General features: G+C 52.2%; 19 protein-coding genes and 1 pseudogene. 10 read left to right on the top strand and 10 right to left on the bottom strand.

Annotated features, from left to right (window positions below):
- The first annotated feature begins 120 nt into the window (after nucleotides 1–120).
- Entirely contained in the window at nucleotides 121–1065 is a 945-nt protein-coding gene (locus AAIE03_RS21790; protein WP_014333229.1) for an Rpn family recombination-promoting nuclease/putative transposase, read from the top strand.
- A gap of 380 nt (nucleotides 1066–1445) precedes the next feature.
- The gene (gene mqo, locus AAIE03_RS21785; protein WP_014598277.1) at nucleotides 1446–3095 is read left to right on the top strand and encodes a malate dehydrogenase (quinone); all 1650 of its coding nucleotides are present in this window, start codon (nucleotides 1446–1448) and stop codon (nucleotides 3093–3095) included.
- A 79-nt stretch (nucleotides 3096–3174) separates the two neighbouring features.
- On the opposite strand, the gene AAIE03_RS21780 is transcribed toward mqo, so the two are convergent.
- The 5 genes from AAIE03_RS21780 to AAIE03_RS21760 all read right to left on the bottom strand — a co-directional run bounded on the left by AAIE03_RS21780 (nucleotide 3175) and on the right by AAIE03_RS21760 (nucleotide 8373).
- Nucleotides 3175–3462, bottom strand: a complete 288-nt coding sequence (locus AAIE03_RS21780) for a VF530 family protein (protein WP_014333227.1) — start codon at nucleotides 3460–3462, stop codon at nucleotides 3175–3177.
- Between the two features lie 220 nt (nucleotides 3463–3682).
- Complete coding sequence (locus AAIE03_RS21775; RefSeq protein WP_013027943.1) at nucleotides 3683–4153, bottom strand: DUF1203 domain-containing protein; 471 nt, start codon at nucleotides 4151–4153, stop codon at nucleotides 3683–3685.
- 305 nt (nucleotides 4154–4458) lie between these two features.
- The gene (locus AAIE03_RS21770; protein ID WP_014333224.1) at nucleotides 4459–5925 is read right to left on the bottom strand and encodes a pyridoxal phosphate-dependent decarboxylase family protein; all 1467 of its coding nucleotides are present in this window, start codon (nucleotides 5923–5925) and stop codon (nucleotides 4459–4461) included.
- Between the two features lie 14 nt (nucleotides 5926–5939).
- Nucleotides 5940–7322 (bottom strand): diaminobutyrate--2-oxoglutarate transaminase, encoded by a 1383-nt coding sequence (locus AAIE03_RS21765; protein WP_014598279.1) that lies wholly within the window; start codon nucleotides 7320–7322, stop codon nucleotides 5940–5942.
- Nucleotides 7323–7788: 466 nt separating this feature from the next.
- Nucleotides 7789–8373 (bottom strand): TetR/AcrR family transcriptional regulator, encoded by a 585-nt coding sequence (locus AAIE03_RS21760; protein WP_014333223.1) that lies wholly within the window; start codon nucleotides 8371–8373, stop codon nucleotides 7789–7791.
- 94 nt (nucleotides 8374–8467) lie between these two features.
- Here AAIE03_RS21760 and AAIE03_RS21755 point away from each other — a divergent pair, with 94 nt between their 5' ends.
- Complete coding sequence (locus tag AAIE03_RS21755) at nucleotides 8468–9358, top strand: ABC transporter six-transmembrane domain-containing protein (RefSeq protein ID WP_128392700.1); 891 nt, start codon at nucleotides 8468–8470, stop codon at nucleotides 9356–9358.
- Between the two features lie 86 nt (nucleotides 9359–9444).
- Here the strand turns inward: AAIE03_RS21755 and lplA are convergent, their stop codons facing one another.
- Complete coding sequence (gene lplA / locus AAIE03_RS21750; RefSeq protein ID WP_089517847.1) at nucleotides 9445–10461, bottom strand: lipoate--protein ligase; 1017 nt, start codon at nucleotides 10459–10461, stop codon at nucleotides 9445–9447.
- Between the two features lie 466 nt (nucleotides 10462–10927).
- Here lplA and AAIE03_RS21745 point away from each other — a divergent pair, with 466 nt between their 5' ends.
- From AAIE03_RS21745 to AAIE03_RS21730, 4 genes are all read left to right on the top strand, one after another.
- Entirely contained in the window at nucleotides 10928–11431 is a 504-nt protein-coding gene (locus AAIE03_RS21745) for a sugar dehydrogenase complex small subunit (protein ID WP_014598282.1), read from the top strand.
- Between the two features lie 24 nt (nucleotides 11432–11455).
- Nucleotides 11456–13060, top strand: a complete 1605-nt coding sequence (locus tag AAIE03_RS21740) for a GMC family oxidoreductase (protein WP_014598283.1) — start codon at nucleotides 11456–11458, stop codon at nucleotides 13058–13060.
- On the top strand, nucleotides 13053–14411 hold the full coding sequence (locus AAIE03_RS21735; protein WP_014333217.1) for a c-type cytochrome: 1359 nt from the start codon (nucleotides 13053–13055) through the stop codon (nucleotides 14409–14411). The genes AAIE03_RS21740 and AAIE03_RS21735 overlap by 8 nt, the downstream gene beginning before the upstream one ends.
- A 265-nt stretch (nucleotides 14412–14676) precedes the next feature.
- Nucleotides 14677–16218, top strand: coding sequence for a sensor domain-containing diguanylate cyclase (locus AAIE03_RS21730; RefSeq protein ID WP_026021009.1), 1542 nt, complete (start codon nucleotides 14677–14679; stop codon nucleotides 16216–16218).
- Nucleotides 16219–16278: 60 nt separating this feature from the next.
- Here the strand turns inward: AAIE03_RS21730 and AAIE03_RS21725 are convergent, their stop codons facing one another.
- Entirely contained in the window at nucleotides 16279–17019 is a 741-nt protein-coding gene (locus tag AAIE03_RS21725; protein WP_029569646.1) for a nitroreductase family protein, read from the bottom strand.
- 318 nt (nucleotides 17020–17337) lie between these two features.
- Between AAIE03_RS21725 and AAIE03_RS21720 the strand changes: the two genes are divergently transcribed.
- Nucleotides 17338–17970, top strand: a complete 633-nt coding sequence (locus AAIE03_RS21720; RefSeq protein WP_013027933.1) for a LysE family translocator — start codon at nucleotides 17338–17340, stop codon at nucleotides 17968–17970.
- 194 nt (nucleotides 17971–18164) lie between these two features.
- Here AAIE03_RS21720 and AAIE03_RS21715 read toward each other — a convergent pair whose 3' ends face one another.
- On the bottom strand, nucleotides 18165–18722 hold the full coding sequence (locus AAIE03_RS21715; RefSeq protein WP_014333214.1) for a GNAT family N-acetyltransferase: 558 nt from the start codon (nucleotides 18720–18722) through the stop codon (nucleotides 18165–18167).
- 341 nt (nucleotides 18723–19063) lie between these two features.
- On the opposite strand from AAIE03_RS21715, the pseudogene AAIE03_RS21710 reads away from it, so the two are divergent.
- A pseudogene (locus AAIE03_RS21710) lies at nucleotides 19064–20727 on the top strand (methyl-accepting chemotaxis protein).
- A 456-nt stretch (nucleotides 20728–21183) separates the two neighbouring features.
- Here AAIE03_RS21710 and AAIE03_RS21705 read toward each other — a convergent pair.
- On the bottom strand, nucleotides 21184–22116 hold the full coding sequence (locus AAIE03_RS21705) for a DMT family transporter (RefSeq protein WP_013027930.1): 933 nt from the start codon (nucleotides 22114–22116) through the stop codon (nucleotides 21184–21186).
- Entirely contained in the window at nucleotides 22116–22703 is a 588-nt protein-coding gene (locus AAIE03_RS21700; protein WP_013027929.1) for a TetR/AcrR family transcriptional regulator, read from the bottom strand. Before AAIE03_RS21700 ends, AAIE03_RS21705 begins: the two co-directional genes overlap by 1 nt.
- A gap of 501 nt (nucleotides 22704–23204) precedes the next feature.
- On the opposite strand from AAIE03_RS21700, the gene AAIE03_RS21695 reads away from it, so the two are divergent.
- On the top strand, nucleotides 23205–24308 hold the full coding sequence (locus AAIE03_RS21695; protein WP_014333208.1) for an ABC transporter ATP-binding protein: 1104 nt from the start codon (nucleotides 23205–23207) through the stop codon (nucleotides 24306–24308).
- The last annotated feature ends 16 nt before the right edge of the window (nucleotides 24309–24324 follow it).

The raw sequence follows: 24324 nt of genomic DNA, 5'->3' as shown, positions 1-24324 counted from the left end.
TCATACTGACAGCATGGCAGGTAAATCAGAGAGTGCTGGACAAAATGTATGTGTGAATCGACATATTCGTTTTCGCGCCGGTGAGCATTACGCCAGGTTGCGCTTGCAGAGTCAGGACAGATGAAGAAAAAAAACAGTACACCCACGCCTCACGATGCCACCTTCCGCCAGTTTCTTACGCAGCCAGAGATTGCGCGTGATTTTATGGAATTGCACCTGCCTGCGGAATTACGGGCCGTGTGCGATCTCAGCACGTTAAAACTCGAATCCGGATCTTTCGTTGAAGATGATCTTCGCCAATATTTCAGCGACGTGTTGTACAGCCTGAAAACCGCACAAGGCGATGACGGCTATGTTCACGTCCTGATTGAACATCAGTCCTCACCGGATAAGCACATGGCATTCAGGCTGCTGCGTTATGCCGTGGCGGCGATGCAGCGCCACCTTGAAGCCGGCCATAAAAAATTGCCGCTGGTCATCCCTGTCTTGTTCTATACCGGGAAACGTCGTCCTTATCCTTATTCCACGCGCTGGCTGGATGAATTTACCGATCCTGCGCTGGCCAACCGGCTCTATAGCACGGCTTTTCCGCTGGTGGATGTCACGATTATTCCTGACGAGGAGATTGCAGAGCACCGCAGTATGGCCGCGTTAACCCTGCTTCAGAAACATATCCACCAGCGCGATTTAGCGGAGTTGGTTGATAAGCTTGTCCCGGTCTTACTGGCGGGCTATCTTTCTTCATCACAGGTCGTATCGCTGATACACTATATCGTGCAGGCGGGAGAAACCGCCGACGCCGAAGCATTGGTAAGAGAACTGGCACATCGCGTGCCGCAACACGGAGATGTACTGATGACCATTGCGCAGCAGCTCGAACAAAAAGGCATGGAAAAAGGCATGGAAAAAGGCATCCAACTGGGTCGCGAAGAAGGCCGCTCAGAGGGAGAGCGCGAAGCGACGCTGAAAATCGCCCGCACTATGCTTCAAAGCGGTCTTGACCGTGAGACGGTTATGAAGATGACCGGTCTGAGTGAAGACGAACTGGCGCTGATTCGCCACTAATCCATGTCCCTGAAGGCGTATCGTTCAGGGACATCAGGTTGCGTGTACTGCCCATACTTATTCGTCAACCGCCTCATCCTGTTCCGTGCATGTTAATGCACGTTTGTCGCAGTAAATAACCCCACTTTCCGGTCAGGCGCCGCCATTTCCGTTTATTCGTCGCACAGAGAATATTTGTGTTAGGGCATTGTATATTTCGAAACGCCCCTTTATTGTGTGGTTAAAATATATCGATAACAAAGTTAATCTTTTGTAACTAAATTAACTGCAAAACCCTGTCTTTTAATTTTTTAACTATTTTCATATTAACTACGAAATAACAATATTTTAAAGTTTCGGAACTTTTTTTAACTAGTTCTCCACGAAATCGTAGATCCCTAATGATTAAATCAACTAAATTTGTACCTGCACTGTCGCTTGCAGCGTTACTCGTTTCTTCAGTGACCCACGCTGAAAATTCACCAGAAAAAACAGATGTTCTGCTGATTGGCGGCGGTATCATGAGCGCCTCTCTGGGCACCCTGCTGGAAGAGCTGCAACCGGGCTGGAAACAGATCATGGTTGAGAAACTTGATGGCGTAGCGCTGGAATCCTCTAACGGCTGGAACAACGCCGGTACCGGCCACTCAGCCAACATGGAACTGAACTACACGCCAGAGCGTGCAGACGGTTCTATTGACGTGACCAAAGCGCTGGAAATCAACGAAGCCTTCATGATTTCTCGTCAGTTCTGGAGCTCTCAGGTTAAAGACGGCGTGTTAAATAATCCGCGTTCGTTCATTAACTCAACGCCGCACATGAGCTTTGTCTGGGGCGATAACGTTGATTATCTGACGAAACGCTATGCCGCACTGCAGAAAACTGTGCTGTTCCAGGGCATGAAGTTCTCAACCGATCACAAGCAGATCGCGCAGTGGGCGCCGCTGGTTATGGAAGGTCGCGATCCACAACAAAAAGTGGCTGCTACCTGGACGCCAGTAGGAACCGACGTTAACTATGGTGAAATCACCCGTCAGTTAATTGGCAGCCTGAAGAAGAACGATAATTTCCGCCTGGAAACCTCTTCGGAAGTGACCGATTTTAAACGTAACAGTGATAATTCCTGGCACGTTACCATTAAAGACGCCAAAAATGGCGGCGAACGTACCGTAGACGCGAAATACGTCTTTATCGGTGCAGGTGGCGGTGCGCTTAAACTGCTGCAAAAAACCGGTATTCCGGAAGCCGACAATTACGCAGGTTTCCCGGTAGGGGGATCCTTCCTGGTGACAGAGAATAGCGCGATTGCCGATCGCCATCTGGCAAAAGTGTATGGTCAGGCTTCCGTGGGTGCGCCACCGATGTCGGTTCCGCATCTGGATACCCGTTACCTTGATGGTAAGCGTGTCGTGCTGTTTGGACCTTTCGCAACGTTCTCAACCAAGTTCCTGAAAAATGGTTCGTTGTTTGATTTACTGAGCACAACGACCACCCACAACTTTATGCCGATGACCCACGTAGGCATGGATAACTTTGACCTGGTCAAATACCTGATCGGTCAGGTTATGTTGAGCGATGATGACCGTTTTGCCGCGCTGAAAGAGTACTATCCTGAAGCGAAGAAAGAAGACTGGAAACTGATTCAGGCCGGTCAGCGCGTGCAGATCATCAAAAAGGATGCGGATAAAGGCGGCGTGCTGAAACTGGGTACGGAAATTGTGACCGATCAGCAGAAAACCGTTGCCGCATTGCTGGGTGCATCGCCTGGCGCATCCACGGCTGCACCTATCGCAATCAATGTGATGCAGAAACTGTTCCCTGAACAATTCAAGTCAGCAGAATGGCAGGAAAAAATCCGTAAAATCGTTCCTGCTTACGGCCAGAAACTGAACGACAACCCTGCGCTCACACAGCAGGTCTGGGATGAAACGGCAGCAACGCTGCAGCTGACCAAGCCGCCGGTTATTCAGATGGGCAATCAGCCAACTGAAGCGCCCGCTGCTAACAGCGAAAAAGCCCCAGCCTCGGCGAAGCACGATATGGCGCTGTAATACGGTCATCTGAACGAAACTAAGCCCGCGCCATCCGTGACGCGGGCTTTTTTTTGTTTAGAAGGGCGTTAACACGTTTTCAGGTTTTATCTTCGCGCCAGTTAGCCCAGGGATCATCACTGGCTGGGGGCGCAGAATCCGGCTGAGATTCACTCAGCGAAGCCAGATAGAGCGCTTCCACTTCTGCCCGCGCCCACGGCGTACGGCGTAAAAACTTCAGGCTGGACTTCACGCTGGGGTCGTTTTTAAAACAGTTAATATTGATGCGCTTACTCAGTTCAGGCCAGCCATACTGTGCGACAAGGCTGTTGACCTGCATTTCAAGCGTAACGCCATGCAGGGGATCTTTAGAGGCGTGAACGGTCATAGTCTTTCCGATAAATGCGGTAAAAAACCGATCCTGCAGTATGGTGCCTCAGGGTGCAAGCGCTGACTGGACATATTCGCTGTCTGTTCTGAAAATCTGCTGCACGCATTCCTGGGCTATCTGAGCGCGCTGTATCATTTCACTCTCTGCGCCTCACCGACTTCGGGAACAAAACAGACGAAGCGCACCTTTCGCCTTCCCCCGGTCACTGCCGGGCCCGTTACTCACAACGATCTACCCGGCAGGAATAACATCCCTGCCTGGCGTTATGGACCTGGATATAGCGCACCGTCGGGTGGCTAAAAAAGTGCGTTATCATTTCGTCTGCTGCTTTTCCTTCGCAGACGTCTGCCTGGATCAGTAAATCTTGCACATCAAAGCCCCGTAACGAAAGAAGCCGGTGCGTCATGACCGGGGGTAATGCATTAATGTAAATGCCCTGTTGGGTACAGTGCTCCCAGAGGTAGATCGCATGAGAACCATAATAAGGCGTTCGGGCCGGTTGATAGAGATGATTAATCAGCAGCGCGGTTTCACCCGCCGGGATATCACGCAGTGAAATTCTGTCGGGATAACCAGGAGCGTTTTCTACTTTCAGTCTCATTACGCCATGTTGTTTTAAATAGCGCTCGTTCTGTCCGTAAAGGTGAGTGAAAGCATCGGCTTTCAGGCCTGAGATTTGATAGGTCATTGTGCTCCTCCGGTTATCAACAGAAGGACGATAACGTTTCTGCGTCAGCCGTTCTCGCTGTTTTCGGCCACGGAGATGATCACGCCAGTGCTGCGCGATATCCCATAGGTGCTGCGCTTTTTCTTCGCCTTAAAGAGACCTGCAAACGGCAAGTCCAGCAACGCCGTGACGTCCAAACAGATGATAACCTGTTGATTAAAGGGGCAGGGAGGCATTCAGAGGGAAGGTGCAGCGGACTCATGCGCCATCAGCATGGGGAATAAAAGCGCCATGCCGGTGACACTGTCACCGGCATGATAAAGCATTTAGCGTAATGACTGAGCTGTTTTCTCAAGCAGTGCCAGCAGGACGGTAATATCTTCCAGCGTCACGGTTGGATTTAACAACGTCATTTTCAGACAGGTAACGCCGTTATGCTCGGTCACGCCAACGTTGGCGCGACCTGATTCCAGCAGAGCATCGCCAATACGCTGATTGAACAGCGCAACGTCGGCATCGCTCCACTCCGCCATCTGTTGTGGACGATAACGGAACAGGACGCTTGCCAGTTGAGGTTTCATAACCAGTTCCAAGGCGTCGTGCTGCTCAACAAACTGCGCCACCTGCTGAGCCAGCGTTACGCCATGGTCGATAATGGCGGCGTACTGCTTCTGACCGAGGGCTTCCAGCCCCATCCACAGTTTCAGCGCATCAAAACGACGGGTGGTCTGCAACGATTTCGAAACCAGATTCGGCACGCCCTGTGCTTCATCAAACTCAGAGTTCAGGTATGCCGCCTGATAGCGCATCAGCTCATAGTGACGGGCTTCTTTTAACAGAAAAGCACCGCAGCTGATGGTCTGGAAAAACTGTTTGTGGAAGTCCAGCGTAACGGAATCCACCAGGTCCAGCCCGTCCAGATAATGACGATACTTCTCTGACAGCAGCAATGCACCGCCCCAGGCCGCGTCAACGTGCACCCAGATTTTCTGCTCTGCGGCCAGTTTGACGATATCACGCAGCGGATCGATAGCACCGGCGTCGGTGGTGCCTGCTGTCGCGACAATGGCCAGCACCTGTTCATTATTGGCTTTCGACTGTGCCAGTTTGTCAGCCAGATCGGTTATGTCCATGCGTGCAAACTCATCGCATTTCACTAACGTCACGGACTGGTAGCCCAGGCCGAGGAGCGCCATGTTCTTCTGCACGGAGAAGTGGGCATTCTCTGAACAAAAGACTTTGATCTTTCTGAGATCGCCGATCAGTCCGTCCTGCTGAACAGAATGGCCCTGACGGGCAAAGAAGGCATCACGCGCCAGCATCAGCCCCATCAGATTGCTCTGGGTGCCGCCGCTGGTGAACACACCGGCATCGCCTGCCTGATAACCCACCTGTGAACGCAGCCATTCAATCAGCTTCATTTCAATCAGGGTGGCAGAAGGCGCCTGATCCCAGGAATCCATACTCTGATTCGTCGCGTTAATCAGCACCTCGGCAGCCTGGCTAATGACCAGACTCGGGCAGTGCAAATGCGCCACACACTGTGGGTGATGGACCGACAGACTGTCTTTCAGGAAATACTCAATCGCGCGCTCAATGGCGGCCTGGTTGCCCAGGCCCTCGGGATTAAAGTCCAATTGGATACGTTCGCGCAGTTCAGCAACTGTTTTACCCTGATACATTTCAGGCTGTTCCAGCCACTTAACCACTGCCGCACTGCTTTGTGCGATAGCCTGCTGGTAAGCCTCAGTGCTTTGCACTGAGGACGCCAGAATCGGATTTGACCGTGACATCGAATTTACTCCACTCAAACTGCTTCGACGCCAGCGGCAAGCAGGGCGCTTTCGAACTTATCCAGGAAAACCTGCATTTCGTCATGATTGATCAACAGGGAAGGCAGCAGACGCAATACGCAACCGTGACGTCCCCCGCGCTCAAGGATCAGACCGTTTTCAAAGCATTTCTTCTGAACCAGAGCCGATAAATCGCCATCGGCCGGGTAGCAGCCCATATGATCCTGCGCTTCGTTCGGCTTGACCATTTCAATACCGATCATCAGGCCAAGACCGCGAACGTTACCGATGGCAGGATAACGTTTCTGCAGTTCGGCAAGTTTGCCTTTCAGCCACTCACCTTTTTCAGCGACGCTGCCAGCGATGTTGTTTTCTTTCAGCAGCTTCAGCGTGGTCAGGCCGGTTGCCATGGCCAGTTGGTTGCCACGGAATGTCCCGGTGTGGTGGCCAGGTGACCAGGCATCAAACTGCTTTTTGATCCCCAGCACGGCAAGCGGCAAACCGCCGCCGACGGCTTTTGACATTACAATGATATCGGGCTCAATACCGGCATGCTCGAACGCAAAGAATTTACCAGTGCGGGCAAAACCTGCCTGAACTTCATCCAGAATCAGCAGAATACCGTGTTCCTGGGTAACTTTACGGATGCGCTGCAGCCATTCAGCCGGGGCAGGGTTCACGCCGCCTTCACCCTGAACTGCTTCGAGGATCACGGCCGCAGGTTTGCGCACACCACTTTCAACGTCGTTGATCAGGTTTTCGAAGTAGTAGGTCAGCGCTTTTACGCCCGCGTCACCACCAATGCCCAGCGGGCAACGGTACAGGTGCGGATAAGGCATAAACTGCACTTCAGGCATCATGCCGTTAACGGCTTCTTTCGGTGACAGGTTACCGGTGACAGAAAGCGCACCGTGCGTCATGCCGTGATAACCCCCGGAGAAGCTGATCACCCCTGAACGGCCAGTATGTTTCTTCGCCAGCTTGATAGCGGCTTCAACGGCATCCGCGCCGGAAGGACCGGTGAATTGCAGGCAGTATTCTTTGCCCTGACCCGGTAACAGGGAGAGCAGGTATTCTGAAAACGCATCTTTGAGTGGCGTGGTCAGATCCAGAGTATGTAACGGCAAGCCGCTGGTAATGACATTTTGGATGCTTTGCAGTACGTCAGGGTGATTATGACCTAACGCAAGCGTTCCGGCACCGGCAAGACAGTCAAGATACTGTTTGTTCTCGACGTCTGTGATCCAGACACCATTAGCTTTCGCAATCGCTAATGGTAATTTACGCGGATAACTTCGAACATTTGATTCAAACTCGGCCTGGCGGGCCAGATAAGACTCATTGTTACCGTTTAATGTATTCGCATTCAAACTATCAATACGGACTTTATCCGTCATCATATCTCTCCTACAACCGGGCGTGGCATCACGCTGCAGTTGGATAAGTGAATAAAATTTAGAGCTAGTGTTAAAAACGCGGCCAATATATTGGTTTTTATCACAGGACTCAATGATTAATTTTATGAGGATTTGTTAATGTATTTACTTTATAAACCAGCGACTTAGACCCAAATTAACGGCCAGGGCAGCCACTTTTATCAAAACCTGTAAACAATAAAGCGCCAAAAAACACCTGCTTATCGCATTTCAGCATCAGTCTGGGCGAGAAAAATAAAGTGTGTTAGCAAGCATTTCTGCGCGAATAAGCGATAAAATTTGAGATTAATCAAGTCACAAAATGTAAAGCGCGCGCCATTTGAATGACACATTTAAAGCGTACTGCACATCATTCGTATAACTTCTATTTAACATTTAATTAATGGCAATAAAGAAGAAAACGGCGCTTTACTGACTTCCCGCTCCGTTAACGCATAAATTGCACAAAGTGGTGAATGTCGGCCAACGCCTGCTCAATTCGCGCGGGTGAAGACGTAATACTCAGCAGATCGGCGTAGCCGTTGAGCAGGGCGTTAAGCTGGCGTGCGCTGCGTGCCACATCATCCGTATGCAAGCACCCTTGTTCAACGCCCGCGCGAATAATCTTGCAGAGCAACGCATCCCAACCGGCGATAATCTTGTCGGCCAGTTCAGCGTAATCGGCATTATGGCTGGCCATTTGCCAGAAGGAAGCATAAAGCCGCCAGACTGAATCTGATGTGTCAGGAATGTGGCCTTCAATCATAGAGTGTAGTTGCTGCACAGGATCCAGCGCGGCCAGCTCAAGGGTGAAATCATCCAACTCGCGCTGCATAAAGTGCTCCAGCGCAGTCAGGGTGAGCGTGTGCCAGTCAGGAAAGTAGTGATAAATATGGCTGCGTGAAATACCCAGCGATTCCGTTAAGTCACGTGTCGTGGTTTTTTCAATTCCCTTCTCGATAAACAGCGCGATGGCGCCCGCAATAATCGTCTCTTTGCGTGTTTCTCCAGATGTTGCCGTTGATGCTTTCATTATGACTCCTGGATTGACTTTGAGCAATCGCTCAAATACGATGCGCTGGCTATTGAGCGACCGCTCAATTTTAACCGTTTACCAAAAGAAAATCATGTGTTCTCACAAAACAATAACGCCGGAGACGGCGCCGCAAAATGCCATTGCCACCCTCAAGATGCTGGGACGTCGTCACAGTAAAAAGCTCGTTCTTACCCTGCTGTTAGTGGTGGCGGAAAACGTTACCTACCTGCTTTATCCGCTGTTAGCCGGGTTCGCCATTAACGCCATTGTCACCGGGCAGGCGCTTCATGCTGTGCTTTATGCGGTCATGGTCTTTGCAATGTGGGCAATAGGCGCCGCAAGACGCAGCGTTGATACCCGCACCTTCGCCCGTATTTATGCCGGACTGGCCGTGCCGGTTATCGTGGCACAACGTCACGAGAAGCAAAATGCTTCCACTATCGCCGCTCGCGTGACATTGTCACGTGAGTTTGTCGATTTTTTTGAGCTGCATCTGCCAACGCTGATCACCTCTCTGGCATCGATTAGCGGCGCAGCCATTATGCTTCTGGTAATTGAGTTCTGGACGGGCGTGGGCTGTCTGATCATTTTGTTGATACTTGCCTGCTTTCTGCCGGGCTTCTCGCGCAAGAACGAAGCGCTGTTTGGCCGTCTGAATAACCGGCTTGAAAAAGAGGTTAGCCTGGTCACCGTTGCCCAGGCACCCGCTCTGGCGAAACACTACGGCGTACTGGCGCGATTACGCATAGGGCTATCCGATCGCGAGGCGTTAGGTTTTATAACGATAGGTACAGCAGCGGCGCTGCTGTTTGCCTTTACCATCCTGTCCATGACCCGTAAAGGGATGGGTAACGCAGGGCACATCTATTCGGTCATGACCTATCTGTGGATGTTTGCCATGAGCCTGGATGATGGACCGCGATTGCTTGAAAAATATTCGCAACTGAAAGATATCGGCAAACGCGTCAATACGGGAAGCTAAGTGAACCTGGGCAGCCGCAGGCAATCGTCTGATGCGGCCCATTTATGCTGCTGAGCCGGGCAAACGCTACCTCGCTCACCGGACTGTCAGCGGAGACTTGTCACCAGCCATTGTGCAAGCTCATCCAGTTCGTGCTGCTGCAGCGGATAGTCCGTTTTCAACGTTTCTACATGCTGAGCCATAACGTCAGGCTGATAGGCTGCACCCTGTAAGCGGGAGGCCAGCACCTCCAGTGGCGCAGGGTTCAGGCTGTCGCTAAATATCTGACAGCGGCTAATGGCGCCCCGTTCAACATCAAAATGTATCTCCACGCCGCCCCATACAAAGCGATGATCCAGAAGATGCGAAAAGTCTGGCGCCTGGCCAAAATTCCACGCCCAACTGCTTTGACGGGCAAACTGTTGTTCAAAGCCCGGCAGATCCGGCAGGTTATCAGGAGAAATAACATCGGGTTCACAGCGAGTGGCAAAGTGTTCAAAACAGGCTTCCGTGATGGCATGGCAAAGGCGTTCGTAGCTGATATTGGGCACCAGCGTTTGCAGGTTTGTCACGCGTGCTCGCACGGAGGCGATGCCTTTCGCCTGTAACTTTTTCACGTCGGGATTAAGATAATCAGCCAGGCGCGACAGATCGGCATTAATTAGAACTGTGCCGTGATGAAAGCCACGGTCGGGCGTTTCGCGATAAGCAGAGCCGGATATTTTGCGCACGCCGTCACCGGTGTCGATCACCAGATCGTTTCGTCCTGAAACCTGCGCATTGACGCCCAGCGTTGCCAGTGCCTGCAGGATGATAGCGGTTGAGACACTTTTATCGTAACCTGGCTTGCCCGCCATAAAGGTAAAGCAGCAGTTGCCCAGATCGTGAAACACCGCGCCGCCTCCACTGCTGCGTCGCGCCAGCTTAATACCGTCCTCTGCCATACGACGTGTATTGCACTCTTTCCACGGGTTCTGCGCCCGACCAATGACCACCGTTTCCGCATTACGCCACAAAAACAGTACGCGCTGGTTAGCCGGCATCTGGCGAAAAATACACTCTTCTACCGCCAGGTTAAACCAGGGATCGTTCGATTCTGATAACAGTAAACGTAATGGGGGCATGATCAACTCCGTTTGCTTGAGAACGTGTGCCGCTGCAGCAGGGCAGAATGGCAGTTTACTTCACTCCGCTTCAAAGACCACGATCGCCCTCCATAGCCTGAAAATGCCACATGGGCCAGCATGCTCTCAGTTCCGCTTCGTATCAAATTTGTTTAATATCGATTTAATATATTTATAACCCAAGCAACTATCTGGTTTATCCTCAGCGGATTGTTAACATTTAGTTAATTACCAGTGGATCATTGAGAAAGAGACGTTCATGATCCCGCAGACTGAAAGCGGCAGATGGCAGACTCACCAACCATTATGCTGTTGAATTGGCGCTTAATCAGCGGCTTCAGGTGCGAACGCGGCAGGGAATGGCTGTGAATCCTGGCCCAAATATTATGCGCGCTGCCAGCATAATAATCCGTATTACGCAGGCTGATTTGCTGCCAGCGACAGGTGGCTTTTACTGGAAGATATGATGAATCACTATTCACGCCGACGCGTGCTGAAGATGGTCGGTCTGGTTGCTGTAACCAGCGCTGCCGGACATCTGCTCCCTCTTGCTCGCCTCAACGCCGCCCAACCCGATGCCCAGACAGATGAGCTGGATATCTTTATGCAGATTTCTCAGCAGCTTACCCAGCAGGATGAACTTAACGAAACCGTGGGTGCTGCGCTGTATGACACGTTGAGTCAGATCCAAAAGAATTTCTCCTCTGCGCTTTTGCGTTTGAGTAGCCTGCTGGCCCATCAGCCCGATCTGTTGCAACAGGAACGCCTGCCGTTTGCTGAGAGTGACGCAGGTAGCGCGAAGCTGGCGAGCACTATCCTGAGCGGCTGGTACACCGGGGTTGTGGGCAAAGGCAAAAATGCACGCTACATCACCTACATTAACACGCTCGCGAATCAAATTGTGAATGACAAACTGGTACCGCCGAGCTTCTCCTATGGCGTCTGCGGCAGCTGGGCGAGTCAACCGTGATCCTTTTTATGAGTAATGTCATCAATGAAGAAGAATGAGTCGGCGGATGTCGTTGTGATAGGCGCGGGCGTAAATGGCGCTTTGCTGGCTACCCGACTGGCCAAAGCGGGTAAATCCGTTGTATTACTTGAGTCCGGGCCGAAAATTGGGCGCGATGAACTGGTCGAGCGCTTTCGCAGTTCCGCCTTTAAGTCTGACTTTATGTCACCTTATCCCTTTTCTCCCATGGCACCTCAGCCACGCTATACGCCTGAGCCTAATGATTATCTGCAACAGCTCGGTCCGCAGGCGTTTAATGCGCAGTACATCCGTATTTTTGGCGGCACCAGCTGGCACTGGGCTGCTCAGCTGTGGCGCTTTGTGCCAAATGATTTTCAGCAGCATACCCTTTATGGCGTGGGCAAAGACTGGCCGATCGGCTATCAGGATTTGGAGCCCTATTACTATGAGGCAGAGGTCATTGCCGGCGTCGGCGGTTCGCCTGACAACGGCTCGCCACGCAGTAAACCGTTTCCGATGACGCGCGTGCCGGCTTCATGGCTTCAGCAACGCGTCACGGCCAGACTGGCACCCGACTTCACCGTGCTGGACGACAGCACGGGACGCAACAGTCGCAGTTACGATGGTCGCCCGGCCTGCTGCGGTAACAACAACTGTATGCCGGTGTGTCCGATTGATGCTCAGTATCACGGCGGTCTGGCCGCTCAGCAGGCTGAGGACACAGGCGTTCAGGTGATCACCGAGGCGGTCGTGTATAAGCTTGAGCATGACGCGCAGGGCAGAATTGTTGCCGCCCACTATTATGACTGGAATAAAACCAGCCATCGCATTACGGCACAGACATTTGTTCTGGCGGCCAATGCGATTGAAACGCCAAAGCTTTTACTGATGTCGACCAGCGATAAATTTCCGCACGGGATTGGCAATGCCCGTGACAATGTTGGTCGTAATCTCTGCGACCATCCCGCCATTGGCGTCACCTTCGACGTGGATGAAGAGATTTGGCCCGGACGCGGACCTGTCAGTCCCTGTTCAATAGGGCAGTTCAGAGACGGCGAATTCCGCCGCGAACATGCGCCATTCCGTCTGGATATCTCCAATGCATCACAGGTGGCAGCGGTGACGAAGGAAGTGCTGGAAGAGGGGTACTTTGGTAAAAAACTCCAGGAGCAGGTTCGTTTTCGTGCGGCCCGCCGACTGAGCATTAAAAATGCGCTGGAACAGCTCCCCAATCCCGATAACCGCGTGACCCTTAGCAGCAATAAAGATGCATTAGGATTACCCACGCCTGCGCTGTTCTGGGATGTGGATGACTATGTGCAGAAGGGCACGGAAAAAACGCGAGAGTGCTACGATGCGATAGCGGCAAAACTGGGTGCGACCAATATCCGACACAGCAAAAGCGGTAAATTTTCGAACCGTCAACATATCATCGGTACGTTGTCGATGGGACTCGATCCGGCAACCAGCGTAACCGATGTCTGGGGACGGGCGCACGATCATGAAAACCTGTTTATGGTCGGTACCGGCGTGATGCCAACGGTCGGCACCTGTAATGTCACGCTCACCGCCATGGCGCTTGCGCTGCGTACCGCTGATAAGATTTTGCAGGAGACACAGCATGGGTAAGCGATTGAGCCGATTGCTGCCCGCTACGCTGCTAATGCTGACTGCAACTCAGAGTAGCGCGTGGGCGGAAAGCCAGACTGACCTCATAAAACGAGGGGAATATCTTGCTGTGGCTGGGGATTGTGCGGCCTGCCACACAGAGGAAGGCAAAGCGCCGTTCAGCGGCGGCCATGCTATCGGTAGCCCTTTAGGCATTATTTTTAGCACCAATATCACGCCCTCGAAAACAGCCGGTATTGGTCACTACACTGAAAAACAGTTTGCCGATGCGCTACGCAGAGGCATTCGTGCCGATGGCAGTCATTTGTATCCGGCTATGCCTTACACCGCCTATGCCAAAGTGAGTGATAGCGATGTGTCTGCGCTTTATGCTTACTTTATGCATGGTGTGAAAGCGGTCGATAGCCAGCCAGAAAAAACCGATTTGCCGTTTCCGTTTAATCTTCGCTTTAGTATGGCGGCGTGGAATTTCCTCTTCCTGGACACAAAACCCTTCAAGCCCGATCCCAGCCAGTCCGCGGAATGGAACAGGGGGGCTTACCTGGTCGAAGGGCTAACGCACTGCAGCACCTGCCATACGCCGCGCAATTTTTTAATGGCTGAGCAGCAGAGCAAATCGTTACAGGGCGCCTCTTTAGGGACGTGGTTTGCGCCTGACATCACCGCCAATACCTTACAGAGTGACGATCAGTGGTCACGGGAATCGCTGGCAGCTTATCTGGCGAGCGGTCACGCCGATAACGGTGCGACGGCGGCGGGGCCGATGCTTGAAGCGATAGACAAGAGTTTTTCGCGTATGACGCCGGAAGATCGGGCGGCCATAGCAACCTACCTGATGCCTGCCGCCGATCAGGAAGAAGGCGAGGCTGACGCGGATTCAGATGTTCAGGAACCGGCTAGCGGACTCACGCCGGTGACCGGAGATGATACGCCAGACATGCTGTCCGATTTAACGGATGGCGAGCGCGTATACCGCAACAACTGTGCCGCCTGCCATAACCTTGAGGGACAGGGCCTGAATGGTTTACCTGCCCTGAGTAAACATCCGATCCTGGAAAAGCCTACGGCCGATAACGTTGCCATGGCCGTGCTTGAAGGTGTCTGGCCCGCAAACGGTCAGGGCATGATTGGTTTTGCCCATACGCTGGATAATACGCAAATTGCCGACGTCACGAATTATGTCATGCAGGATATAGGCAACAGTGCCGTGCGCATTACCCCGGAACGGGTGAAATCACTGCGTCAGGGCGGCGAGCCGTCACTGCTTTTACCGATAGCCCGCGCAGGGTTGGCAGTAGTTGTGCTGACGATCGGACTGCTGCTGTTTTGGTGGTGGCGCCGCCGACGTTAACCTCTCCTTCTCCATGTCATGGATGACGTGGAGCGCTGCCTCGACATCTGCGCGTTCCCCGATACGCCCGACCGGTGAGGCTGGCACCATCAGCCTGCTATCAGAGCCTGCTGCCTGTACTCTGAACAGGCGCAAGGCGATGCTGGCGTTCCTGTCTTAATCTAAACTGAAAACAGCAGATATAAATGGCCTTTCAGGATGTTATTGATAACACGTTGTTTCTGATATGTTGCATTATCCCGTGGCGAGAGAAGGGTTAACCAGCATGGAATTACGTCGAAAAAAAGATGCGGCAATGATGCGCCTTTCACCACTGCTCAGAAGCATTACCCTGGCGGGAAGTTTATTGACGATTGGCGTTATTGTGATCAATGTCTGGACGCTTTACCAGGACTGGCAAAGAACGGTTCGTATCACTGAAGAACGCGCCATTGATCTTTCTTTGGCTCAGGCCCGTCAGGCCGAAGATACCTTTCTGCAAACGGAACTGTCGCTGCGTGAAGTCCAGCGTGAAATCGAGTCTCAGGCAGAGACGGGCGGAGATGTCTCAACCCTCAACGACATCATGCGGACGTTACAGAGCCGCCTGCCGCAGCTGGAGGGTATTTTCTATTACGATGCGCAGGGGAGATGGGTCGCCAGTTCGTTAATGCAGTCGTTTTCAGGAAATAACGCCGACCGGGAGTATTTCAGCTATCATCGCAACAATCCACGCAACAGCCTGCACGTGGGGCCTGCATTACGAAGCCGCAGTTCGGGCCGCTACGTTATTCCTGTTTCGCTGCGCGTCAGTGATAACTACCAGGGATTCCGTGGTGTACTCCTTGCCACGGTGAGCATCGATTACTTTCGTCACTACTACGATTATTTTGTTATTGGTCCAAAGGACTTACTGGCGCTGATGCTGGCAGACAGCACCGTGCTCTATGCTCGTCCTTTATCGAACAGCTACATCGGTAAAAATCTCTCCTCCAGCCCGCTTTTTCACCAGCTGTTAGCCAATGCCGAACGCGGCAGCGGCCAGTGGAAAGCGAAGGTTGACGGCGTAACCCGCATTTTTGGTTTCGCCAGTTCTAGCCGTTACCCCTTGGTTGTCGCTGCAGGATTTGACAAAGAGGGGCTTTTGATTAGCTGGGCCGAAAGCCGGGTTCAGGGCGTAGTATTAAGCCTGGTGCTTCTGATGGCGATCATTCTGCTGTGGATGTTGATACGGCATGAGGCCAAACGTAGCTTACGCTATCAAATTGAATTAACCCATCTCAGGGATGAACTGACCGAAGCGAATCATTCACTGGAGAATCTGGCAAACGGCGATGGGCTCACCGGGCTGGCTAACCGCCGGTACTTTGACCACTTTCTGATAAAAAGCCTGCTGCACGGCCGCAGTAGCGGTGGGCCGGTATCATTAATCCTTTTCGATATCGATTATTTCAAACGCTACAACGATACCTACGGCCATGTCGCGGGTGACGCCTGTTTACAACAAGTAGGACGCTTACTGAAGACGTTTGCCCAGCGCCGCATCGATATCGCCGCACGCTATGGCGGAGAAGAATTTGCCATCGTGTTAGCCGACACCTGCGCCGCGGATGCGTTAAAAATAGCCTCAAGCGTGGTTGAGGCCGTCAGGAAGTTAGCGATACCGCACAGCTCGACAGGGCTGGAAACCGGGTGCGTCACGCTGAGTGCCGGCGTGGCAACAACGGTGGCAGGGGAAGGGCCAGAAAGGGCGGAACGATTAATTAAACGGGCGGATGAAGCGCTCTATCGTGCTAAACACGAGGGGCGAAACGGGGCAAGGGGTTAGCCTGTGAGAGTTGAGCCAGAGGGAAAGACATCGCCCGGGCATTGCCCGGACGAATGACGGTTATTTGTCGCTACCAAATCCCTGTTTGTGCAGTGCAGGCAGGACTTTTGGGAAATAGATGTGCTGATAGTATCCGCTCACGCTGTCGCTCCAGCTTTCGCCGTCAGCTCGCCCGGTGGCTTGCCAGTGCTGAACCATTTCGGCATTGTAAGCGGCGATCTGCTGTTCCAGACCTTCGGTGTGATAACTTTCTTCGTGACGGAAGGTCTGCAGAGGCAGGCGCGGCTTCTGGAAAGCGGGCTGGTCGACGTAACCGATAACGACGCCCGCGACAGGGAAAGTATATTCCGGCAAATTAAGCAGTTCGATCATCGCGTCAGGATCGCGGCGAATTCCCCCGATGGGCACGATGCCTAAACCTTCCGCCCGCGCAGCGGCCATAATACTGCCTAGTGCAATGCCCACGTCAGTCGCGCCAGAAACAATACTTTCAATGCTGTCCTGAGCAACCTGCTCTTTGCCCACGGCCGCCATGGCGACCCGGGATTTATGCATATCGAGAACGACGGTGATAAAAACGGGCGCTTTGGCAATCCAGGGCTGTCCACCGGCAATCTCTGAAATGGCCTGACGTTGAGCGGCATCCCGCGTAACGACCAGTGAAACCTGTTGTGAGTTAACGGAGGTAGGGGCGCGATAGGCGGTGCTGATAATGCGATCAAGGATGGCATCGTCAACAGGTTTATCGGTAAAGCTGCGCTCACTTTTATGGCTGGTGAACAGATTAATAATATCGCTCATTATTGCTCCAAAAAGGGTAACCCAAGAATTCGTTTCCCAAGGATAGCAAATACAGACTGGCACCTCTTTAACCGCACTGGCTTTAAGCTGCCGATTAATAACAAATTTAACAGGTGAGTCAGGCTGTTCGTGGGTAACCAGCAAAGGTATTAAACCGATGCGCCTGGGTGGTGAGCGATGAACGATAGTGACGAGCAAGAAGCTGCTTCAGCGGGCCTGTTTCGTTTTCGAATCCCGGAGACAACACAATCACACCCTGTGAAAACGGATCATTTCCTTTAGAATAGCCGCTCTGATTATTCCCTGCCGAGGTCCAGGATGTTGATTTCAAGCCTTATGGCCATTGCTGCCGTTCTGATTATGGGGGTGATAAGCCCCGGCCCAAGCTTTATCTATGTTGCCAGAAATGCTGTTGTGCATTCTCGTCTTCACGGAATCGTGACCGCTTTAGGCACTGGCGTTGGTGCTGCGATTTTTGCCCTGGTCGCGATGCTTGGGCTACAGAGGCTGCTACTTTTGGTGCCGGAACTGTTTGTAGTTATGAAGGTGGCGGGCGGGTTTTACTTATTATGGCTGGCTTTTAACATCTTCAAAGGTGCATCTCAGCCTGTACACCTCGCGTTGAATGGACAAAATGGGCACAGCAAGACATGGCTAAAAACATTCAGAGATGGGTTATTAACACAACTGAGCAATCCCAAAACAGCCATTATCTTTGCCTCTATTTTTAGTGCCCTTTTGCCTAAAAATATCCCGCTACTGTTTTATGTCGTCATCCCTCTGATGAGCTTTTTGATCGATTTTGTCTGGTACTCCATCGTTTCTGTCGCGCTGTCTGCCGAGAAACCGCGTCAGGTATATTTACGTATCAAGACGTCAGTTGATCGCGTTTCCTCAGCGGTCCTGGGCATACTGGGTATCAAACTAATCTCCTCATCATTCACCAAATAAGCAGCCTGACTGTTTACCCTGGGCGCGCTTAATCATCCGTTCTTTCTTCTGTGGCTCGCCGGAGAGGGAAACCGTGGGTGAGAGGACACAGATGGGTTAATTTGAGGGTAACGACCCGTCCCGGCATAAAGCGGACATGCGTAACAGTCTAGAGCCGCGCTCAGCGAAAGGCTGACTTCACAGGATGGGGAGAGTCAACCGCCATATCTGTAGATCAAGGTATCGTCAGTCATTCCCATGCTGTCGAGGCGCTCGTTAACCAGTCTGGCTTCCAGTTTGAAACCGCATTTTAATGCAACGGACTGACTCCGCACATTACGTCCCGCGACACGAATTTCAATTCTCTTTGCGTGCAAAAAATCGGAGGCTATTTTAGTGGCCAGTTTGCACGCTTCGGGCATGATGCCTTTGCCCAGTGCATTGGTTGCAAGCCAGTAGCCGATTTCGACGTAAGGGATAGCCTGATTGCGGATGAACAAGCTTATGCAGCCTAAGAGTTCATCTGACTTGCGTTCAATGATTAAAAACTTATATTCGTCTCTGTCATTCAGGAAGTTATCTGCGGCATCTGCCATGTTTTTCTCAACTGAATCAATAGAGTGAAAACCCGGAGACCAGAGTAAGAACTCATGATGAAGTGAGCTGAACGCATTCAGTTTTCGTTGCATTTCTTCTGCACGGCCCAGGTCAGGCGCTGTCAGATAAAGCATGTCATGCTGCCGAAAAGAAGAAGGAATATCATCCAGATACATAAAAATCTCCTTAGTGCGGGTTATCTTTTTTATCATAAGCGATGAAAAGCTGCATTAGCCTAACAGAGTGAAAAGGGTGAGCCGTGCCCATTCAGGCAAAAAACAGCCAGCTTATTGCGCAATTTCTACATTCAGCAGAAAGCGAAACTTGAGCAGCCTTTCGCGGCTTTGTTAGCCGTAGGTTTTACGCCATATTCACGTTTATGTTCAGGCCCTGCACATTCTCACTCTACTCATCTCCATAACTCACCAGCCTCTCTCTAAAAAAATCAAGTTTTCGTTTATTTCGACGATTTACTAAGCGTTGGTTTTTTATTTTTTAAATACACACAGGGTGAGGTATGACAATTTCACAGCGACTTTATCTTACGTTTTCTCTGCTCTCAGCTTCTCTCGTTTCTATGGTTATTATTTCCATCGTGGTCGTTACTGGCTTCCAGTATCGCTTTCACTATGTTCAGATTAACGCCATACCTTCGATCATCGACTTAAACGTACTGATTGATGAGAACAATGAACTTCTCATTAAGCTATACGACTATCAGGGCGCAAAAGACCCTGCCAGGCAGGGGCAAATTGAATCAGAAATGAACAAAACGGTTGAGCGCCTTAATACCCTCAATCAGCATTATCTTGAGAATGATATATCCAGCGACGAAGATCTGCGGCTGACCAAAGAGGCGTTCGTCATGATTAAAAACATTCATGACAGGCTGCTGCCTTTCCTGCAGACCAACAGGATTCCCCAGTCATCATCGACGGCGAACTCAGATGAAAGCAGTAAAAATCTGAGTGAAGCCATTCGCACGCTTACAAGCAGTTACCGTAAGCAACTGCAGATAAATATTGATATCGGCACTCAACTGGATGAAACCAATACCCATATCTACTATACGACTCTATGGGGACTGATTGCCGGATCTGGCGCCGTCATCCTTGTATTGGGTTTTTTCACGATCAAAACCATCATGTCTATACGCCGTCAGTTGAACGGCATGCGTCAGACCATGGAAGAGGCCAGTGAAAAACTCGACCTGACTCTCAGGGTTGATGAGTCACGTCATGATGAAATCGGCCTGACGGCAAGGGCCTTCAACCATCTGATTGAGAATGTTTCAGATTCACTGTCTAAGGTGGAAGCTTCTGCTCAGTCGGTAAGCTCTGCTTCTGCACAGATTTCGGCGGGTAATGAAGACCTGTCCTCCCGTACGGAAGAGCAGGCGGCCTCCCTGGAGCAGACAGCAGCGAGTATGTCCGAGCTTAGCGAAACCGTCCGTCAGACCGCTGAAAATACGCGTCTTGCCAGTCAGTTGGCGAAAAACGCCCGGGATATCTCAGAAGACAGTGCTGGTCGTGTCCGCACACTACTGTCCACTATGAGTGACATCAGGGCAAGCTCAGCCAAAATCACTGACATCATTGCACTCATTGAAGGGATTGCCTTCCAGACCAACATCCTGGCGCTGAATGCCGCCGTTGAGGCTGCACGTGCTGGTGAGCAGGGGCGGGGATTTGCGGTGGTGGGGGTGAGGTTCGTAATCTTGCACAGCGCTCATCCTCTTCAGCTCGTGAAATCAAGGAGTTGATTGAGTCATCAATGGGCTTTGTCGAGGCCGGTTCTGAGCAGGCGGAAGGGGTAGGCTCTAACATGTCACGCATGAATGATGCGGTGCGGCAGGTCACTGATCTGGTGGATGAAATATCCGTAGCCGCCGGAGAACAGTCGCAAGGCATCAGCCAGGTCCATCAGGCCGTAAATCAGATGGATGGAGCGACACAGCAAAACGCCGCACTGGTTGAGCAGGCCTCCGCAGCATCGCGTTCTCTGATAGATCAGGCCTCCACGCTGGGTCATTTAGTGGGTGCCTTCACGATTACGCTTGCGGGTCAGTTAGCCAGTAATAATCGGGAGCAAAACCGCGCCGCAGCGGTATCGTCGCCGGTTTTTAAGAAACCGCAGACCGCAGTGGTTGGCGGACAGGATCAAAACTGGGAGCAGTTCTGATAAAAGTAGGCCATAAAAGGTTCTGATAAGGATCGAAATCTGGCAGCTTTTAAACGCCTGATGCCCTGCAACAGGCGTTTTATATTTGATAAGGGCAGACCGAGAGGGCTGAGACATCGCGGCTGATGTTGGTAATGTCAGCCATGAGCAAAAAGCGAAAGGTATCGTCCCGCCTGAACCCTCGGAGACGCCAGGCAGCAGAACATTCGATTTCTCTGGTCCTGTCTTCATCGTACCCGGATTGACTATGCAGATTACCCTGGGGCCCTGTAAATCCTGGACGTTATCGTTGATACAGGCGCCACAGGACACCTCTGCTCAGGTTCAGGGATGGAGTCAGTTATCATTCTCCAGGCGGGTTTTGCTTTCCTCAAGCTTAATGAGAGCGCCCGTGCGTATGTCGAGAGCCCAGGATGCATCGAAGGCCGCTTTTTCCTCCTTTTTCCTGCCCCCAGATTAAAGGTTATCAGCCCGGCGTTGGGCTGAAGGGGAGGCGCGCTTGCCCGCTGGAAAGGTGATCACACCCAGGCAGGCAATAATGAGTCCTACACCGGCCCAACCTGAAAGCGGCAGCCTTTCCCCGACAAGCAGAATGGCCAGCAGAGCGGCGACGACCGGCTCCAGCAGCGTGATCGTGGTTGCCATGCTGGCCGGGATGCGCGCCAGTCCGTAGCCATAGCAGAGATATCCCAGAAACATTGGAACCAGCGCCATATATATCCCGACGGCGGCATTATTCCAGGTTTCCAGAAGCGGTGCGCCGGTCATCAGAAGGACAGGGACAAGCAGGATACCGCCCGCTCCAAAGGTCGCCCCCATTGCCGCGCGTGGAGCTATGCCGCCCTGCATTAACCGCCGCGCAGACCACGAATAAAGGGCATAGGTAAAACCAGCCAGCAGCCCCAGCGTAATGCCCGTCATTGCAGAACCTTGTCCAGTACTGTGCCCACCGCTTTCCGCAAGGCAAAGCAGGATCATGCCGGCAAGCCCTGTAGCGGCACCGCCTGCCCACTGCTTTGTGAGGCGTACGCCTTCAAGACGGTACTCAATGAGGGCTGACAGTAGCGGGGCAGAGCCGATGGAAATGACAGTGCCGACAGTGACCCCGGCATAGCGCATAGACGCATAAAAAGCGAGCGGATAAACCGCCACTGCGAGGGCGCCCGTCAGCAGAAAAGGCCAATGTCGAAAAATCAGTCGCCGCTGTCGAATAAGCGGGGTTGCAGCGATAAGTCCCTGGAACAGTCCACCGATGCCCATTGCCACCGAGCCCACGGCCAGCGGGCTTAAAGCCGGGGCAAAGGTGGCTGCTGTACCGGTCGTTCCCCAGAGCACAGCCGCGATAATGACGGCCGTTGCGCCACCCGTTTGGTGTCCGGATGCAGGCATCAGTATGCCTCCATCAGTTGTTCAGCAATCATACCGGCCTGACTCACGCAGTCGCTGTTACCTTCCAGCCCGGCTCGTGAAATGCTGCCTTCCAGTAGAAAAGCGAAGTGCCGTGCCATCTTGCGCGCGCTTTCTGCATCTCCCATCATCAAATCTGTCAGATGCGCGGTCAGAATCGCCTCCACTTCCTCCTTGTGCTCACGAACGGCCTGTCGTCCCGGCGCGCTGGCGGGCAACTCTGCCGCTGCGTTCAGCAGGCCACATCCGCGAAATCCGTTTTCATAGGCAAATTCAGCATGGTCCTCATAAGCCGCGAATACGGCCAGTACCCGTTCTTTCGGCGTCATGGCAAGGTCCAGACGATTTTTGTACAAGGCAAGCCATTCCTCGTGACGAACCCTGAGATAAATCGCGACCAGCTCATCTTTAGAGGCAAAGTTGTTATATAAGCTTTTTTTGGCGACCCCGGCCCGCTTTACGATGGCATCGATACCTGTCCCGTTAATGCCGTGGTTGTAAAACAGCACGCGCGCCGCACTGAGCAACTTATCATAAGCAGTTTCTGCGCTGGCAGATTGAGTTGGCATGACGATAACCTTTGTTAGTGGTGTGTATGTATACCAGTCTACCTACTAAGCGGAAATATTCAACCTGTGTCTGTTTCCGGCAGTGAACAGTCGTTGCAGCCCTTTCTCTGTGGCTGCAGCGAGGATTCCGAGACGTTGTGTGAGTCTCTGGCGCTTTGCACGCGTCTGGTCATTTCTTATAGCATCCGGGGTGCCGCCGAACGTATTACGTTAGCCCTGGCCCTGTCGTGCAGCAGAATCGCATGCAGTCTCGGCTGGTCAATCAAGACGTTCAACGTCACTTATGGGCACGACAGGTTGTCAGGATGCCGCTTTCTGCGTTCATTCGCTGTCAGGAACAAGAGGAAAAGCTCGGTCGCGACGGCGGCCTGGTAAGGCAGGGAAGGATAAGCCCGCATGATTAATCAATGGGTGCATCTTTTTTCTGTCATTTTTCAGCCATAAATCGTTCATTTTTCTCGGCTAGCTTACTGCAATTCTTATTTGCAAAGCGGCGCATGTATGAGCCATCTGGCGCTTCATCACATCACCAAGAGCTGGGGCGAGAAAATCGCACTGGATAATATCCATTTTGACGCCGCCGAAGGGACGTTCGTTGCTCTGTTGGGGCCTTCAGGCTGTGGTAAATCGACGCTGCTGCGCACTATTGCCGGCCTGGAGACGGCCGACACGGGTTCGGTGAGTTTCAATCATGTGGATATCACCCATTTGCCCCCCTCCCAACGCAAGCTCTCCATGGTGTTTCAGTCTTATGCGCTTTTTCCTCACCTGAGCGTTAAAGAAAATTTGTTATTTGGCTTAAAAGCCCGCGGTGAAGATAAGCTCACGTTTGCCGATCGTCTGAGTCGGGTCAGTAAGTTGATGGAACTGGAGGCGTTGCTGGATCGCTTGCCGTCCCAGTTGTCCGGTGGTCAACAACAGCGGGTGGCACTGGGGCGAGCCGTTATCGCCAACAATACGCTCTGCCTGATGGATGAACCCCTTTCTAACCTTGATGCCAAGCTACGCCAAAGCATGCGCCGTGAGATCCGTGCCTTACAGAAGAAGTTGGGTCTGACAATGATCTATGTCACTCACGATCAGACGGAAGCCATGAGCATGGCGGACAGCATTATTTTGCTGAACGCGGGACGAATTGAGCAGCACGACACACCTGATAATCTCTACAACAACCCTGCCAGCGTGTTCGCGGCACAGTTTATTGGCGCACCGCCCATGAACATCCTGCCGCTCGCCTGCCACAACGCGAACCACTATCTGAGTCCGCTCAGGGAGCCTGTCGTCGAAGGTTTCACCGCCGGCGCACTCAGTCTGGGCATTCGGGCTGAAGATATTCAGCTTATTAACGCTGATGGCGCGGTGCTGACGGCCAGCGTGGTGAGTTACGAATATATGGGGGCTGATACCTTATTAATGTGTCAGCTTGCTCACAGCCACGAAACATTAACGGTGACGGTAGCAGGAATGAAACGGTTCAGTGAGGGAAGCCTTGTGGGGCTGCAATGGCCTGCTGATAAGCAATACCTGTTTTCCACCGATAGCGGTAAACGCTGTTTGCATGCAGAACAGCTGATGTCTGTTTCGTCCAAAAAATACGCGGTTTAACGATCTTTTTACCTAA

Source organism: Pantoea sp. Ae19-2 (assembly GCF_059801205.1).
This window is presented reverse-complemented; position numbering and strand designations above follow the sequence as displayed.